The sequence below is a fragment of the Streptomyces sp. NBC_00287 genome, assembly GCF_036173105.1.
GTDB lineage: Bacteria > Actinomycetota > Actinomycetes > Streptomycetales > Streptomycetaceae > Streptomyces.
This window is the reverse complement of the sequence record NZ_CP108053.1, coordinates 2838759-2855598: the sequence shown is the minus strand read 5'-3', so window position 1 is coordinate 2855598 and position 16840 is coordinate 2838759. Positions and strand designations below refer to the sequence as shown.

The window sequence follows — 16840 nt, the reverse complement described above, 5'->3', positions numbered from 1 at the left end:
GTTCCGACATGACGCTCTCCGAGGTGAACTCCCACGTGAACGATGGGTACAACGGCACTGCCCCGGACTCGCCCGGCGGACCGCAACTGCGCCCCCAGTCGTTGCTGCTCGCCTTCTTCGGTGACCACGTCCTCGAAGAGGGCCCGGTGTGCGTGTACTCGGGCAGCATCATCGACGTTCTCGGTCGCGTGGGAGTCGGGGAGCAGGCCGTCCGCTCCACCCTCACCCGCATGGTGGGCCGCGGCCTGCTGCAACGGCAGCGGCAAGGGCGCCGCATGTACTTCGGTCTGACCCCGCACGCGACGCAGATCCTCCACGACGGGGGGACACGCGTCTGGGAGACCAGTGCGGTCAACGACGACTGGGACGGAACCTGGACCCTGTTGGGTTTCTCGCTGCCCGAAGCCTGGCAGCGTCAGCGCCACGACCTGCGCTCGCGGCTCACCTGGTCCGGATTCGGTCCTCTCTACAGCGGGCTGTGGATCGCACCGGGTCGTGTCGACGTCTCCGAGATCGTCGCCGAGCTCGGCATCGCAGCCCACGTCAAGATCTTCTACGCGTGCGCCGACGCCGCCACCGACGTCGATGTGATGATCCGCGACACCTGGGATCTGGAGACCATCGCCGCCCGTTACATCGCCTTCGAGAACCGATGGATCAGCCACGTCGGCGATCCGACCCTTGATCCGCTGGCCACCCACCTGCGCCTGGTCGCCGAGTGGCTGGGCACCATCCGCACGGATCCCCGGCTGCCCCTCCGGCATCTGCCACCCGACTGGCCGGCACGTTCGGCGGAGAAGACTTTCCGGCGTATCGCGGAACAGACGGGGGAGCCCGGCCGCCGGGTGGCCGCCGAGTTGCTGGAGACGACGCCTGTGCAACCTTCGTGAGCATGGGTGATGCCGGGGCCCGACTCCCCGCGCCGGCGGTGCCTACAACCCGAAGAGTCGCGCTCCGTTCTCGTAACAAACTCGGCGCAACCACTCATCACCCAGTCCGAGCCGTTCAAGGGCTTCGAGCTGGTGGACGTACGGATAAGGGATGTTGGGGAAGTCGGACCCAAGGAGAATCCGATCGCCGAGTTCGGCGAGCCGGCCGAGTTCGCTCGCCGGGAAGGGGCTCAGCTGCTCGCTGAAGTCCGTGAACACCATGGTCGTGTCCAGGCGGACCTCGTCGTACCGCTCGGCCAGGTCCAGGAAGTCGGTGTACTCCGGCATCCCCATGTGCGCGACGATCAGGGGAAGGCGCGGATGCCGGGCGAGGAGCCGCCCCACTGGCTCCGGCCCGGTGTGTTTGCCGGGTGCGGGACCCGAGCCGCAGTGCATGACCACCGGGACTCCCGCCTCGGCCAGCATCCCCCACACAGGATCGAGCAGCTCGTGGGTGGGGTCGTACGCCCCTACCTGCACATGGGACTTGAAGACCCGGGCCCCCGCTTCGACCGCCGTGCGCACATAGTCCTCCACGCCCTTTTCGGGGTAGAGGGTGGCCGTGTGCAGGCAGTCGGGCGTGCGTCCCGCGAAGTCGGCGGCCCATTCGTTCAGCCAGGGCGCCATGCCGGCCTTGTGGGGATAGAGCATCGCGGTGAAGGCGAGCACCCCGAACTGCCTGAGCAGTGCGAGCCGTTCGTCTTCGTCCTGCCGATAGGTGATGCCCCACTCGATGCCGGTCATGGGGCCGACGGCGTCGAAGTACTCCCACACCTTGCGCAGGACCCGTTCTGGCATGAAATGCGTGTGTACGTCGACAAGCCCGGGCACCCCGATGCGTCGCCTGAACTTCTCGACAGCCTCGACTTCACCCACGGGGCCGCTTCCTCTCGACGTCGCCGCGCGCGAGCGTGAACACGGTGGTCCGGCAACCGAATCGAGATGCCAGCTGTATACCTTGAGGTAGCGGCCGTGCGAATCGCGTGATCATGCCCTCACTTTCACGCAGACGCGCCGCTGGAAACAACTCTCTTGATCCTCTCTACCCCTTCAACACTCCCCACTGGCACTGTCTCTCGCGTAGTACGGCCAGGGGGTGTGTCGTCGGTTGCGTCCATGGAGATGGTGTACGGGTTCGACCTGATCCGGGGGTTTGCTCCGGCGTCGGGATCAAGACGTTCGCCGATGCGGGCAGGTCAGCGACGAGCGAGGCAATCACCGCAATGGCTACCGCCCGCGCGGCTCCGGCCATTCCGAGGCGATTTGCGCGCCGTAGGAGGTCGGAACCACACGCGCAGCCGTCCGTGCTCGGGGCAGGGTGATGCGGTCGACCAGTCCTTCCGCCCGAAGCTTGGCGATCCGTCGCCGCGTCTGTTCGATCCGCACCCCCGGCGCGATCACACGGTGCATCTGCTGCCCCGAATCAGAAGAAGAACAGGGGACGGCGGGCGAACGGGCGGGCGCGTGTCGTCGGGGGATCGGGGCGCCGTTTTCGCATGTTGCGCGCCGGCGACCGCCGACGCGCTCGCGCGCCGAACTGACGCACGCCAACGGCACCACCAGAGTCCAGGCGTCAGGCAGCACGTTCGCCCTGGCCATCGACGTCCGAAGAAGCCCGCCCGGCCCAGCCGGATTCCCCGAACTTTCTCCGGACTGTCAGTCCCGCTCCGTACGCTCGACAGCATGGTGGGGGACGAACTACGCCAAGAACCACATGACGAGCCGTTCGACGAGGGGAGCGGCAGCGAGACCTGGCAGCGGCTGAGTGCCTACGCCTACCTCAGCGCGCCCGAGCGCCTGGAGTACGTCGCTGTGATGCGGGTCTTCTGCGGCACCCTGCTCGCGGATCTCGCCGTACCCGATGTGCAATCCAAGCTGGCGCAGGCCGGGCACCCGGCGGCTGCGCTCGGCGCGGAGACACTGACCGCTCGGCTCGAACAGCTCGCGCGCTGGGGCAATCTGCTGCGCAGTACGCATACGGTCACAGCGACCAGCATCGCCGAGTACCAGCGCTCCCGCTCTCGCTACCAGTTGTCCAAGCTGGGCGAGCGAGTGCAGCGCGATGCCGATGAGGTGCTGGCCGGAGCGGACGCCGCGCGTGAGGTGAGCAGTGAGCTGCTCACCCTCGTCGACCGGGGGCTCAAGGAGATCGCCGCTCTCGCCGCCGCGCCGGGCGGCACGGACCCGCAGCAGGCACTGGAGAAGATCAGCACTCTCTTTGCACAGTTCGGCGAATTCGCCGAGTCGGTACGGGACTTCTACGCCTATCTCGGCCAGGTACTCGCCCGCTACGACCTCGACGGCGCCGAGTACCAGGGGTTCAAGGAGCTGCTGCTCGACTACGTGGAAGCGATCACCGAGGACGTGTCCTTCCGTGCCCCGCGCATCGCCGCCCATCTGCGGGCGATCTGGCCGCACCTGCCCGCATTGTTGAGCCGTATCGATGCCCATGCGTCGGGCCTTGGTGCGCTCTTCGACGTGTTGCCCGAGACGCGGGTGCAGCGTAGTCGGGGGCGGGAACTGGCCGACTGGGAGGGGCTGCGCGTCTGGTTCGCCGACAGCGATGGCCACGGCAGTCAGGTGGACCAGCTCCGGGATGCGACCCTGCGTGCCCTGCAGTCGTTGCTCGCCAATGCCAAGCGGATGCTGCGCTCGGCGTCGGGGGAGATGTCCCGCCGTAAGGATCTGCTCAGGCTTGCCGCCTGGTTCGACGCCGCGGAGCCCGAGGAGGCCCACGACATCGCGGTCGCTGCCTTCGGGCTGTACGGGGCGCGGCATCTGGGAGTGGCGCCGGATCCCGATCGGTCCGTACCAGCGTATGTGAGCTGGTGGACCGGGCCCGTCGTGGATGTGCCGGTCGCGTTGCGTGAGCGTGGCAGCCGGGCCCCGCGCGGGCGAGCCGCGGCGGTGGAGGACCATGGCGAGCAGAAGCGTCGCCTCATGGAGCAGGCGCGCGAGCAGGCTGCCGCCCGTGAGGCCGCGGCCGCCGAACTGCGCAGCGCATCCGGCCGATTCGACCAGGTGCGGCTGGGGTCCGCGGCGATGCGACTCCTGCTGGAACTCCTCACCACCGCCCTCGGCAATGCCCAACTGCATAAGGGGGCCGGTGACTTTCAGCTCGGTAGTGCGCAAGCAGGTGATGTGGATTTGGGAATCAGGCTGACGGCGTGGCGTACCCCCGGCAGGCACACCCTCCTGCGCTCCGTGGACGGCGACTTGACGGCGGACGACCTCACCCTTGCCGTCGAGAGCGCCTCCGAGAGCGCCCCGGCGCCCGCAGCCGAGGAGGCGAGCGCCTGATGCCCCTGCCCTCCGCCCACGACGTCGCACTTGCCGCCGAACGCCGTGCCGCCGCCCGCCTGTTGCTGGCCCACCCCCTGGTCACCAGCAACGGTCCGCACAGCGACACCTTCCCGCTGATCCGCCGCCACGCCGACTGGCTCGCTCAGCGCTTCCAGCAGGTGTTCGGCTACCGACTCCTCGTCGAGGCGTCATACGCCCGCCTGTTCAAGGCAGGCCTCGGCCCCGGCTCCGGCCACCGCCTGGTGCGGCCGTCCACCGGAACGCCGTTCACACCGCGGACGTACACCTACCTGGCCCTGGCCCTCTCCGTTCTCGTGACTGCTCCCGAGCAGCTCCTGCTCTCCCAGCTCGTTGCCGACCTGAGGGCCGCGGCCGTGGACGCCGGGATCGAGATCAGCGACTCCGGGCGTCAGGCGGAGCGTCGTACGCTCGCCGCCGCGTTGCGCCAACTCGTGGACTGGGGCGTGCTGGCGGAGACCGAAGGCCATGTCTCGGCCGTCGCCGAGGAGCGGGGCGGCGAGGCGCTGCTGACCGTGGACCGCGAGATCGCCCGCGCGGTCGTCGCCGGACCGCTGGCGCAGAGCCGCGACGGAGCGGATCTCGTACGCCGAGCCGCCGACCCCGGCTTCGGCGGCCCGCGTACGTACGTGCGCAGACGCCTCGTCGAGACACCCGCCGTCCACCTCGACGATCTGACCGACGCCGAGCGGGAGTGGCTGCGGACCCGGCAGCGGCGTGAGTCCCAGGCCTTCTCCGAACTGTTGGGTCTGGAGGCCGAGATCCGTGCCGAGGGCATCGCCCTCGTCGACCCGGACGGCGACCTCACCGACCTGCACCTGCCGGGCACCGGCACCGTCGCCCAGGCGGCGCTGCTGTTGGTGGGACGGCTGGTCGACCGACTGCGCCCCGAGGATCCCGGCCATCCCGCGGTCGGCGGGAGGCTGGTCATCGGCGTTCCCGTCCCGGACGGGCTGTTGCCCGAGTTGCTCGATGAGCTCGTCGAGGAGTACGGCCGACGCAGCAACTGGCAGCGCGGCCTCCTGGAGGACCGGGACGGGCTGCTCGCCGCCGTCCTCGACCTTCTGGTCCGCATGCGCCTGATGGCGCCCGTCGGCCCGGTGCGCGCCGACGGCCACGGCCTGCCCGAAGGTTACGAGGATGCAGCCCTGGACGGCCGGTCCGTCACCGACGTCTCGGGCGCCCGTGGGCAGGACGGCACGGCCGGTTGGGTGCTGCTCGCGGCGGCCGCCCGGTTCGCCACCACGGTGGCCGTCACATCCCGTACCGAACAGCCACAAGTAGACGACGTCTCCCAGGGACCCGAGGAGCCGACCCGGTGAACCGCCCCACTTCCCCGCACCGCTACCGCCTTCACCGCGCCGGCATCCGGAACGTCTGGCAGTACGACAAGCAGGAGTTCGCCTTCGGCGACGGCCGCCTGTTGCTGCGTGGCAAGAACGGTGCCGGCAAGTCCAAGGCCCTGGAGATGCTGCTGCCCTACCTCCTCGACGGCGACGCCCGCGCTCTGGATGCCACCGGGACCGGACGAACCACACTGCTGTGGCTGATGCTCGACGGATTCGAGCAGACCAACCGACTGGGCTACCTCTGGGTGGAGTTCGCGCGCACCGACGAGGACGGAAACGACCACCACCTCACCCTCGGAGCGGCCGTCCGCGCCTCCCAGTCGACCAGGACGGCCAAGCCGTTCTTCTTCATCACCCCGCTGCGAGTGGGCGAGGACCTGCACCTTGCCCCCGCCGGCCAGCCTCTGCCGCTCGACCAACTCAAGTCCCTCCTCGGCCCGGAGAACGTCACCGACCGTGCCGTGGAACACCGGGCCCGGGTCGCCCGCCACCTGTTCGGCCTCACCGATCCGGCGCGCTACCGCAACCTGCTCCACCTGCTGCACCGCCTGCGCCGCCCCACGATCGGCGACCGCATCGACTCCGGCGGCCTGGTCTCCGTCCTCGCAGAGACGCTGCCCGCACTCGACGACGAGGTCGTGGAGAAGGTCGCCCGCAACCTCGACGACCTCGACGCCGTAAGGACCGACCTCGGGCGCCTGGAACGGACCGACGAAGCACTACGGACCTTCCTGACCAGCTACCGCGGCTACCTGCACGGGGCGCTGCGCCGCCGGGCCGACGAGGTGAACGGCGAACTGGAACGGCTGGCGGAGCAGCGGCGTCTGGCGGACGAGGCAGTGAAGAAGGTGGCAAAGCTCCGCACGAGCGAGGATGAACTCACCGCCCGCCTCGACGTCCTCCAGGCAGAAGCGGATGCGGCCCGGACGGACCTCGCCGCCCTGCACGCCAGCGCCGCCTACCGCAGCTTGCAGGAACTCGGGGAGAAGCGCGCCACGGTGACCGCCCTGCTCAGCGCGGCGACGACCGCCTTCAAAGCACTCCGCCAGGCCCACAGCACCCAGGAAGACACCGGACGGCGACTCACCGAAGAAGCCGGAAGGCTCGGCGGAGAGCTCGCCGAACTCCGCACAGCGCATGGCGAGTTGCTGCGCGAGGCGGAGCGGTCGGGGCTCGACCCCGTGCACCTGGGTGATCCGGGCGTGGTTCCCGTCACCCAGGTCGCGGGTGCGGCGGTGGCCGAACTGACTTCTCCGGACGGCGACTTCCACCTCGTGCGGCACAGCGAGGTGCTTGCCGTCGACACGGAGCTCTGCGCCGGTGCCCTGCACGCCTGGGACACCCAATTGGACACCGCGGGGCCCGTGATCAGGAACCGCGCCCGGGCCGTGACCGAACTGACCGCGCTCATCGACAAGACACACCGGGCCCAGCAAGAGGCGCACGAGGCCGATGCCGCCCGGGAGCGTCTGGAGGAGCAGACGGACGAGGCACGTGAGCGGGCCGAACGCCGACGGGAGGAGACAGCACGCGAAGGGGAGGCGTACACGGACGCCGTACGGACCTGGACCGAGCGGCTGCGCAGCCTCACCGGCGTCTCCCTCGACGCCGTACACGCCCTGACCGCCCACGACCCGGCGGAAGGCCCGCTTCCCGCCCATACCCCCGACGAGGTGGCCGACACCGCCAGGGTGGCCGTCGATCCGTGGCTGGCGGAACTGGGCGAACAGCGCGATGCGCGTGCCGTGGCGATCCACGAGCTGGCCGCCGAGAAGGACCGCCTGCAGCGTGAGCGGAACGACTGGGAAGCCCGCACCGACCCCGAGCCCGCACCCCCGCCCCACCGCTCGGCACCCCGCACACCCGGCACCGGCGCACCCCTGTACCGGCTCGTCGACTTCGCCGATGACCTGGTGCCAACCGCCCGCGCGGGCCTGGAAGCCGCACTCGAAGCGAGCGGCCTGCTCGACGCCTGGCTGTGCGCCGACGGCACCGTCGTGGACCCGGCTACGCGGGACACCCTCCTCGCTCCCGGCACCCCGCCCGCCGGACCCGCGCTCGCCGAGGTGTTGCGCCCGGTTGCGGCACCCGACAGTGGGGTGACGACCGAACAGGTCGAGCGCGTGCTCCATGCCGTGGCTCTGGTCATGGACGGGACCACGAGCACGACGGCGGAATCCGCGATCAGTACGGACGGCTTCTGGAAACTGGGCGTCGCCCGAGGCCGTCACACGAAGCAGACCGCCGAGTACGTCGGCGCGGAGGTGCGTGCCGAGACCCGACGCCGGGCCCTGGCCGAACTCGACCGGCAACTCACGGACGTACTGGCGCAGTTGATGCAACAGGAGCATGACCTGCGGATCCTCACCGAGCACCGCGTGCAAGTGGCCGACACCCTGAGCCGCCCGCCCACGGCACGCCCACTGACCGACGCCTGGGCCCGTACCACCGAGGCCGAGCGCACCGCCCAGGTGCTGGCCGGCAAAGCGTCCACAGCCGTCCGAGAGGCGGAGCAGGCGCGCGCCCGCGCGGTCGCCGCCCGGCGCGAGGCCGAGGCGACAGCGAGCGCGAACGACCTCCCGGTCGACCCGGGCGCGCTCGACTCCGTACGTCTGTGTCTGGACCGCCTCGATACGGGCACCCAACGACTGCGCAGGCGGCTGCGCGTGGTGGCGTCCTCCGCCGACGCCCATCGGCAGGGCCGCGAAGGCTACCAGCGCGCCCTGACATCCACGCGGGAAGCGGAATCCGACTACTCCGAGCCGCTCGCCCGCTTGGACGCCGCCCGCCGCACGATCCGGGGCCTGGAGGAGGCACTCGACGCACCGGAACAGGAAATCCTCGCCCGCGAGGACGAGGCGAAGCGGCGGCTGGAGGCCGTGGGACGTCAACTTCCCGGTGCTGAGCGTGACTTGAGTGCAATGCACGACGAACGTGTGCGCGCGGAGGAGGACGAGAGGGTCAGGCGCGAGGCGCTGGCCACGCAGGAGGGAGAGGCGGTGGCGAGTGGCAGGCGACTGCGTACGGCGCTGTCCCTGCCGGGCGTGACCAGGGGCGCGGGCCTCGACATGTCGGCGCAGGACGAGGGCGGCGAGGCGCACGCCTCCGACGACGGCGCACACGACCGCACCAAGGCACTGCGCCCGCTCGTGGAAGCCGTACGGAGTCGCCTGGACGCCGAGCGGCGCGACATCTCGGACACCGCGCTCCTCAACCGGCACACGGATCTGCGCGACCAGCTCTCCGGGGGCTACGACGCCACGCTGGAGGAACACGACGGCATCAAGATCTGCCGATTCGTCGACGACCACGGCCCGCACGACATCGCCGTGGTCGGCGAGCGCATCGCCGCCCAGGCGGCCGACGCCCGCGAACGGCTGACGGAGCGCGAGCGAGAGGTCTTCCAGCGCTTCCTGACCGGAGAGCTGGGCGACCACCTCTCCGGTCAGGTCCTGGCCGCGGGCGCCCTGGTAGCCGCTCTGAACGGCACCCTGTCCACGGTCCGGACGTCACACGGACTGGGGGTCGCGCTGGACTGGAAACTGGCGGACGGCGTGGAAGCCGACGTCAAGGCGGCCGTCGACCTCCTGCGCAGTCCGTCCGGCCTGCGCACCCACGACCAGTCCGAGCAGCTCCGCGACGTGCTCCAACGCCGTATCGAGGACGCCCGCCGCGCCGACCCGGGCGCAGGCTACGCGGCCCATCTGCGCACCGCCCTCGACTACCGGGACTGGTTCACCTTCATCCCCTGGGTGGTCAACGACGCCGCCCCCGGCAGCCGCCGCAAACTCTCCGGCCGCACGGGCCTCAGCCAGGGCGAGCAACGCGTCCTGTCCTACCTGGTCCTCTTCGCCGCCGCGGCCGCCCATTTCACGAGCCTCGCCGAGTCGGCCCCGCACGCACCCCGGCTGATCCTGCTGGACGACGCCTTCGCCAAGGTCGACGAGCCCACCCATGCGCGCCTGGGCCGCATCCTGGTCGACCTGGACCTGGACTTCGTCCTCACCAGCGAACGCCTGATCGGCAACTGGCCCGACGTGCCTTCCCTGCACATCTACGAGTGCCTGCGTGACCCGCACGTGCGGGGTGTGGCGACCCTTCACTACACGTGGAACGGGCGGCAGAGGCGGCTGGTGTCGGTATGACCGACGCCCGCGCGGAGGACGAGCCGCCGCTGACCGCCGAAACGCTGGCGTTCTTGACCCGGCCAGGTCTGAAGCGCCTTTGGACGGCGGCCCGTACCCGCCTTGAACGAAGCGGCCTCCTGCCGGCCGGCACCATCCGACTCCAGGACCTGGACACCGAGGAGCGCGAGGCCCTGTCCCTCCTCCTGGCCAGACCGGTCACCGGCCCCACCGCCACGATCCGCCTGCCGGACCTGGACACCCGCCTGCGCACCAGCGCGGTCGGACGGAGCCTGGCCGCGACCCTGAGGGCACTGGGCCCGCCGCTGACCGACCGGCGGGCGGTCCGGGACGCGGCGCAGGCCGAACGCACCCGTCTGTGGACCGCGACGGAAATGGCCCTTGCCGCAACGCCACTGGCAGACCAGGCCTGGGCCCGCCAATGGCTGGAGGAGATACGGCGGGGCGGCACGCTGACGCGACAGCCGTCCGGCCGTACCGCGCTCACCACCATCACCCAGGCCATCGAAACCCTCGCGACCCTCTTCCCCGGCACAGGCACGGATCCCACCCCCGCCACCTGGGGCCGAGGCGAACTGGCCACCCGCACGACCGGCTCGGCCCATGGCCTGGACGACGGCACCTTGCTGGCACGCCTGGTCCAGCGCGGCATAGCGGTGGCCCGGGGCGTGGACTTCCCCAGCGACGCACCGGGCCGCCGTGCTCTGTGGCGGCAGGCCTCGGTCACTCCCGACGAGGTCTCCAGCACCGTGCTCACGTATGGCCTTCGGCCGACGGGCGCCACCTGGCAGGAAGCTGGCCTGCGCCAACGCGCCGACCACCGCCTGGAGGCGCACCTGACGCTGCGCGAACTCCGCGCCCTGCACCTGACGTTCCCACCACGCACGCGCATCCATGTCTGCGAGAACCCACGCGTGGTGGAGGCCGCGGCGGACACCGCCTGCACCGCACCCCTGATCTGTACCTCGGGCAGTGCGGCGACGGTGGTCCTCACCCTCCTGGACACGTTGTCGGCGGCCGGCTGCGCCTTCGCCTACCACGGTGATTTCGACTGGCCGGGCATCGTGCTCGCCAACCGGGTCATCGGGCGGTACCAAGCGGAACCGTGGCGCATGGCGGCGGCAGACTACGAATACCTCGCGACGCGGGCGGAGTTGCAAGGAACGCCGCCGCTTCCCCTCACCGGCACACCGATCGAGGCGACCTGGGATGCGGAACTGGCCGCGACCATGGACGCTTTGGGCGTCGCTCTGCATGAGGAGGCGGCGCTGGATCTGCTGCTGGGTGATCTCGCGGAACCTTGAGTGTCCGTGACATCGCGCCCTCGGCCTACGGCACTCTTGAGACAGCACATCAAGCGCACCATGGGAGCTGGGCGGAATGGTCACCGGGAGCCTCACCGAGGCGGGTCTCCAAGCACTGGCCGGAGCTCGGTCCTTCGAGCGTGGGCTCGGGTACCTCGACGCCGTCTCCGCAGTGGAGATCGGCGACGGCTGGGTCACCGCAACCGTCCACGGCACCGAGCGTTACATGGTGGAGCTGACACTCGACGATCTCGGCGGGCTCTCCGGCGAGTGCGACTGCCCCTATGGCCGGGAGGGCAACTTCTGCAAGCACCTGGTCGCGCTCGGTCTGACGGTACTCGCCCAGCAAGGGAGCCTGCCGCAGCAGCGAGAGGCGGCACGGCGCCGCGTGCAGGATCTCGATGCTTGGCTGTCCGCCCTGCCCAAGGACGAGTTGCTCGCCCTGATGCGTGAACAGGTCGCTGAGGACCGGAAGTTGCGGCGCCGCCTTGAGCTGCGGGCCGCGAGCGCCCGCGGGGATCTCGCCGGGGTCCGGTCCCGCATTCGTGAGCTCCTGGACATCGGCCCCTTCGCACGCTACGGGTACGTCGAGTACGCCGACGCCCGCGCCTACGCCGACCAGGCCGGGCAAGCGGTGTCCGCGATCGTCGCGCTCTCCCGCTCAGGACGGCCTGCCGACGCGATCACTGCGGCGCGGGAGGCCATGCGGCTGCTGGCCGACGCGGTGGACAGTGTCGACGACTCCGACGGCGGGATCGGCCAGGTCGGTGACACTCTCGCCGACGCCCACCTCGAAGCCTGCCGTGCGGCACGCCCGGACTCGGAGGAACTCGCACGCTGGCTGGTCGGTCATGCGCTCGGCGAAGTCGACGACGGCCTCATCGATATCGACCCGCTCGACTACGAGGACGTTCTCGGCGCACGGGGCATGTCCACCCTGCGTGAGCTGGCGATCGAGGCGTGGCGGGGCAACCGCAGGGGCTGGGCGGAGAAATCCCTGATGGAGCGTCTGGCCAAGGCGGGCGGCGACGTCGACACGGTGATCGCCGTGTACGCGGCCGACCTGACGACGAACGGCCATACGCACCTGATCATCGCCGGCGAACTGGACGGCGCGGGGCGCGCCGGGGAGGCGCTGCGCTGGGCGGAACGCGGCATCCGGGAGACGCGCGACCTCGCCACCGTGGACACTGCCCTCGTCGACTACCTCTACGACCGCTACGCACGAGTGGCGCGGCTGTCCGATGCCGTCGCCCTGCGCCGCGACCACTTCCGCGCACGCCCCACGCTGCTCACCTACCGGCAACTGCGCGCCGCCGCGCGGGCGGCCGACTGCTGGCCGGCTGAGCGCGAAGGGGCGCTCACCCTGCTGCGCGCCGACGCCGAGCGGCACCGTCAGGGGCCGTACGGTGGCCCGTTCCTCGTCGACGCCCTGCTCGACGACAAGGACGTCGACGCAGCCTGGCAGGCCGCCACCGCGCTCGGCGCCGACGACCGGCAGTGGCTCATCCTCGCCGACCAGGCGCGGGCCGACCGTCCCGCCGACGCGCTCGGGATCTACCTGCGCCTGGCCGAACCGCTCACCCAGCAGACCGGCAACACGGTCTACGAGCGGCTCGTGAGCCTGCTCCTGAGCATCCGCGACTGCCACCGACGCCTGGGAACACCGGACGAGTTCGCCGCGCACGTCCTCGCTCTGCGCGCCGTCCACAAACGCAAGCGGAATCTGTTGCGGCTGATGGAGGAGCAGGGGATGTGAGTCGGGACGATGCCATGACGACCCGTCCGACCTTCCGTTTACGCCCCCAGTCCGCGCTCCCCACCCTGTGTGTACTGCAAGTGAACTAAAAACCAGCAGCTCAAGTGACCCTTCCGTGACCCTGGAACAAGATCCTTCTATATAGATGACTGTCTATCGTTCATATTAGAGTGGCGGCCCATACACGGAGAGTTCATATAGCCGAGATTCGATCCAGCCACGCGGCCGGGCAAGCCGGCGGAGACGAGGATCGAGAGTCACGTGGACATTCATTTGTTGCGCCGGGCCAAGGCGCCCTTGGCTCTGATGGCGGCTGTGATGCTGGCTGTGAGCGCGTGTGGTGGGGACGACGGCGACGATGGAAACGGCAGCGGGGCCGGCGGCAGCGAGCTGTCGGGGTCCGTCAAGGTCGACGGGTCCAGTACCGTCGCCCCGCTGACCACCGCCGCCGCCGAGCTCTTCGCCGAGGAGCAGCCCAAGGTCCAGGTCACCGTGGGTACTTCGGGTACCGGCGGTGGGTTCGAGAAGTTCTGCAACGGTGAGACCGACATCTCCGACGCCTCTCGTCCGATCAAGGACGAGGAGAAGGCGGCCTGTGAGGAAAAGGGGATCACTTACGAGGAGTTCCAGATCGCCAACGACGCCCTCACCGTCGTCGTGCCCAAGGAGAACGACTGGGTCGAGTGTCTGACCGTCGAGCAGCTCAAGAAGATCTGGGAGCCCGGCTCCAAGGTCAGCAACTGGAATCAGGTCGACGCCAAGTTCCCTGATGAGCCTCTCAAGCTCTTCGGGCCCGGCACCGACTCCGGGACCTTCGACTACTTCACCGACGCCATCAACGGTGAAGAGGGGGCCTCGCGGACTGACTACAGTCCTAGCGAGGACGACAACGTCATCGTTCAAGGCGTCGCCGGGTCCAAGGGCGGCCTCGGGTACTTCGGCTTCTCCTACTTCGAGGAGAACGCCGACAAGCTCAAGGCCCTTCAGATCGATGCCGGCGACGGGTGCGTCTCGCCCAGCGTCGAGACCGCTCAGGACGGGACCTACACGCCCCTCGCTCGGCCCCTGTTCATCTACCCCTCCGCCAAGGCCCTTGAGCGCGAAGAGGTGCTCGGGTTCGTCGAGTACTACGTCGAGGACCACAAGGCAATCGCCGAGGACGCCCTCTTCATTCCGCTCAACAGTGAGCAGGAGACCGAGTTGAAGGCCGCCCTCGACAAACTCAAGGCTGCGGCGAAGTGACCTCGCCGACGCTCAAGGCCCCCGCAGGGACCCCGTCCCTGCGGCGGGCCAAGCCGCGTTATGGCGAACGGGTCATCCAAGGACTGCTGTTGGTGGCCGCGCTGGTCTCCGTCGCCACCACCATCGGCATCGTCGTCTCGCTCATCCCGCCCACCGTCGACTTCTTCGAGCGCGTCAGCTTCTCCGAGTTCCTCAGTGGGACGGAGTGGACCGCGCTGTTCAGCACCCCTGAGTACGGTGTGCTGCCGTTGCTCGGCGCCACCATGCTCATCACCGTCATCGCGCTCGCCGTCGCCGTTCCCGTGGGGCTCGGGGCCGCCATCTACCTCAGCGAGTACGCCGATCGGCGCGTGCGGGCCACGCTCAAGCCCGCGCTCGAGGTCCTCGCCGGTGTGCCCACCGTCGTCTACGGGTTCTTCGCGCTCAGTTTTGTTACGCCCCGGCTCCAGGAGTGGTGGCCGGGCGGCGGCGACGGGCCCGACTTCCAGAACGCCCTGTCCGCCGGGCTCGTCATGGGCGTCATGATCATCCCGACCGTCGCCTCGCTCTCCGAGGACGCCATGTCCGCCGTACCGGCATCGCTGCGGGACGGGGCCTACGCGCTCGGCTCGGGCAAGCGGGTCGTGTCCGTCAGGGTGGTTGTGCCCGCGGCGCTGTCCGGCATTGTCGCGGCGTGTGTGCTGGGGATCTCGCGGGCCATCGGCGAGACGATGATCGTCGCCATCTCGTCGGGGCTCACCGCCAATCTCACCTGGAACCCGTTGCAGGCGATGCAGACCATGACCGGGTTCATCGCCCAGGCCGGCCAGGGTGATGTCCCGGTGGCCTCCTTCGAGTACAAGACCATCTTCGCCGTCGGCGCCCTGCTGTTCGTCATCACCTTCGTGATGAACGTGATCAGCATCCGGCTCGTGCGCAAGTACCGGGAGGTCTACGAATGACCACCGAGATCCGGGTCACCGAACCCCCCTCCCATGCCGCCCCCCGCAAGCTCTCCGGACCGCGCTTCAGGCCGGGCGAGACCGCCTTCCGGCTGGTGCTGTTGTGCTGTCTGGCCGTGGGCGTCATCTTCCTCGGTGTCCTCATCACCTATGTGCTGGTCGAGGCCTGGCCCCGGCTCGACTCCCGGCTGTGGGAGAACTTCCCCTCCGTCCGCCGCCCCGAGCGCGCCGGCGCCCAGTCCGCCATCTTCGGCACGATCTGGGTGATCTCCTTCACCGCGCTGTTCTGTCTGCCCACCGGCGTCATGGCGGCGATCTACCTGGAGGAGTACGCCGACCAGAACCGCTGGTACAACCGCATGATCGAGCTGAACATCCAGAACCTGGCCGCCGTGCCCTCGATCATCTACGGCATCCTCGGACTTGGCCTGCTGGCACGGGAACTCGGCCTCGGGACAACGGTGTTGACTGCCTCCCTCACCCTGTCTCTCCTTGTCCTGCCCGTTGTCATCATCGCCTCGCGCGAGGCGATCAGAGCCGTACCGCAGTCAATTCGGCAGGCCTCGCTGGCACTTGGCGCCACCCAGTGGCAGACCATCTGGCGTCAGGTGCTGCCCGCCGCCGTTCCCGGTATCGCGACCGGCTCGATCCTCGCCCTGTCCCGGGCGATCGGCGAGGCCGCGCCGCTGCTGCTGCTCGGCGCGGTGACCTACGTGGCGTTCAACCCGGAGGGTCTGGAGAGCGCGTACACCGTGCTGCCCATCCAGATCTTCGGCTGGATCAGCCAGTCCCGCGAGGAGTTCCACCACCTCGCCGCGGCCGCGATCGTCATCCTGCTGGCCATCCTCCTCCTCATGAACGCGGCCGCGATCTGGCTGCGCAACCGCTTCTCCAAGCGCTGGTGATCCCATGACTGACGATGCCATTCCCGCCCAGAACTCCGGGGGCGAGGACGCCCACGCGCTCTCCCTCGCCGTCGGCGACCGCCGCCGCAACCGGCCCGAACCCTCCCTGAACGACCCGGTGTTCCACATCTCCGACCTGGACGTCTGGTACGGCGACCACCAGGCCGTACGCGATGTCACCATGCTCATCGGGCGCCGCCAGATCACCGCGATGATCGGCCCCTCCGGCTGCGGCAAGTCCACCGTGATCCGCTGCTTCAACCGGATGAACGACCTGATCCCCGGGGCCCGCGTGACCGGCAAGGTCGCCTATCACGGCGAGAACCTCTACGACGCGGATGTCGACGCCATCGAGGTGCGGCGGCGGATCGGCATGGTGTTCCAGAAGCCGAACCCGTTCCCCAAGTCGATCTACGACAACATCGCCTACGGGCCGCGGGTCAACGGCATGAAGGGCAACATGGACGACCTCGTCGAGGAGGCGCTCACCGGCGCCGCGCTCTGGGACGAGGTCAAGGACAAGCTCAAGCACAGCGCCCTCGCCCTGTCCGGCGGACAGCAGCAGCGGCTGTGCATCGCGCGGGCCATCGCGGTGCGGCCCGAGGTGATCCTCATGGACGAGCCCTGTTCCGCGCTCGACCCGATCGCCACGGCCCGTATCGAGGACCTGATGGCGGAGCTCGCGGCCGACTTCACCATCGTGATCGTCACCCACAACATGCAGCAGGCCGCCCGGATTTCGGACTACACGGCCTTCTTCACGGCGGACGTCGACGACAAGGGCGTACGGCATGGCCGGCTCGTCGAGTACGACACCACCGTGAAGATCTTCGAGAACCCCGCCGACCAGCGCACCGAGGACTACATCACCGGCCGTTTCGGCTGAGCCGATGTCCCGTCCGAGGTCCGTCCACTCCGCGCCCCTTTGCGCGTCCACGTGAAGGA

The 16840-nt window shown here is 69.5% G+C and carries 11 protein-coding genes; 10 read left to right on the top strand and 1 reads right to left on the bottom strand.

The window, feature by feature from the left end; all coding sequences use genetic code 11:
• Positions 1 to 8: 8 nt before the first annotated feature.
• Positions 9 to 890: a PaaX family transcriptional regulator gene (locus tag OHT76_RS12985; protein WP_328870958.1), complete on the top strand. Its 882-nt coding sequence runs from the start codon at positions 9 to 11 to the stop codon at positions 888 to 890.
• Between the two features lie 42 nt (positions 891 to 932).
• Here the strand turns inward: OHT76_RS12985 and OHT76_RS12980 are convergent, their stop codons facing one another.
• On the bottom strand, positions 933 to 1805 hold the full coding sequence (locus tag OHT76_RS12980; RefSeq protein ID WP_328870957.1) for an amidohydrolase family protein: 873 nt from the start codon (positions 1803 to 1805) through the stop codon (positions 933 to 935).
• An 807-nt stretch (positions 1806 to 2612) separates the two neighbouring features.
• On the opposite strand from OHT76_RS12980, the gene OHT76_RS12975 reads away from it, so the two are divergent.
• The 9 genes from OHT76_RS12975 to pstB all read left to right on the top strand — a co-directional run bounded on the left by OHT76_RS12975 (position 2613) and on the right by pstB (position 16781).
• The gene (locus OHT76_RS12975) at positions 2613 to 4229 is read left to right on the top strand and encodes a TIGR02677 family protein (RefSeq protein WP_328870956.1); all 1617 of its coding nucleotides are present in this window, start codon (positions 2613 to 2615) and stop codon (positions 4227 to 4229) included.
• Positions 4229 to 5572, top strand: coding sequence for a TIGR02678 family protein (locus tag OHT76_RS12970; RefSeq protein ID WP_328870955.1), 1344 nt, complete (start codon positions 4229 to 4231; stop codon positions 5570 to 5572). The genes OHT76_RS12975 and OHT76_RS12970 overlap by 1 nt, the downstream gene beginning before the upstream one ends.
• The gene (locus OHT76_RS12965) at positions 5569 to 9744 is read left to right on the top strand and encodes a TIGR02680 family protein (RefSeq protein ID WP_328870954.1); all 4176 of its coding nucleotides are present in this window, start codon (positions 5569 to 5571) and stop codon (positions 9742 to 9744) included. Before OHT76_RS12970 ends, OHT76_RS12965 begins: the two co-directional genes overlap by 4 nt.
• On the top strand, positions 9741 to 11048 hold the full coding sequence (locus OHT76_RS12960) for a TIGR02679 family protein (protein WP_328870953.1): 1308 nt from the start codon (positions 9741 to 9743) through the stop codon (positions 11046 to 11048). The genes OHT76_RS12965 and OHT76_RS12960 overlap by 4 nt, the downstream gene beginning before the upstream one ends.
• A 76-nt stretch (positions 11049 to 11124) precedes the next feature.
• On the top strand, positions 11125 to 12807 hold the full coding sequence (locus OHT76_RS12955) for an SWIM zinc finger family protein (protein ID WP_328870952.1): 1683 nt from the start codon (positions 11125 to 11127) through the stop codon (positions 12805 to 12807).
• 261 nt (positions 12808 to 13068) lie between these two features.
• Positions 13069 to 14049: a PstS family phosphate ABC transporter substrate-binding protein gene (locus OHT76_RS12950; protein WP_328870951.1), complete on the top strand. Its 981-nt coding sequence runs from the start codon at positions 13069 to 13071 to the stop codon at positions 14047 to 14049.
• Positions 14046 to 14990, top strand: coding sequence for a phosphate ABC transporter permease subunit PstC (pstC, locus tag OHT76_RS12945; protein ID WP_328870950.1), 945 nt, complete (start codon positions 14046 to 14048; stop codon positions 14988 to 14990). The genes OHT76_RS12950 and pstC overlap by 4 nt, the downstream gene beginning before the upstream one ends.
• Positions 14987 to 15895, top strand: coding sequence for a phosphate ABC transporter permease PstA (gene pstA, locus OHT76_RS12940; RefSeq protein ID WP_328870949.1), 909 nt, complete (start codon positions 14987 to 14989; stop codon positions 15893 to 15895). The genes pstC and pstA overlap by 4 nt, the downstream gene beginning before the upstream one ends.
• A gap of 4 nt (positions 15896 to 15899) precedes the next feature.
• Positions 15900 to 16781, top strand: a complete 882-nt coding sequence (pstB, locus tag OHT76_RS12935) for a phosphate ABC transporter ATP-binding protein PstB (protein ID WP_328870948.1) — start codon at positions 15900 to 15902, stop codon at positions 16779 to 16781.
• The last annotated feature ends 59 nt before the right edge of the window (positions 16782 to 16840 follow it).

What these genes read in the sequence shown, in the direction of transcription:
- OHT76_RS12985 (WP_328870958.1), top strand. Translation starts at nt 9, where the DNA reads ATGACGCTCTCCGAGGTGAACTCCCACGTGAACGATGGGTACAACGGC.
- OHT76_RS12975 (WP_328870956.1), top strand. Translation starts at nt 2,613, where the DNA reads ATGGTGGGGGACGAACTACGCCAAGAACCACATGACGAGCCGTTCGAC.
- OHT76_RS12970 (WP_328870955.1), top strand. Translation starts at nt 4,229, where the DNA reads ATGCCCCTGCCCTCCGCCCACGACGTCGCACTTGCCGCCGAACGCCGT.
- OHT76_RS12960 (WP_328870953.1), top strand. Translation starts at nt 9,741, where the DNA reads ATGACCGACGCCCGCGCGGAGGACGAGCCGCCGCTGACCGCCGAAACG.
- OHT76_RS12955 (WP_328870952.1), top strand. Translation starts at nt 11,125, where the DNA reads ATGGTCACCGGGAGCCTCACCGAGGCGGGTCTCCAAGCACTGGCCGGA.
- pstA (WP_328870949.1), top strand. Translation starts at nt 14,987, where the DNA reads ATGACCACCGAGATCCGGGTCACCGAACCCCCCTCCCATGCCGCCCCC.
- pstB (WP_328870948.1), top strand. Translation starts at nt 15,900, where the DNA reads ATGACTGACGATGCCATTCCCGCCCAGAACTCCGGGGGCGAGGACGCC.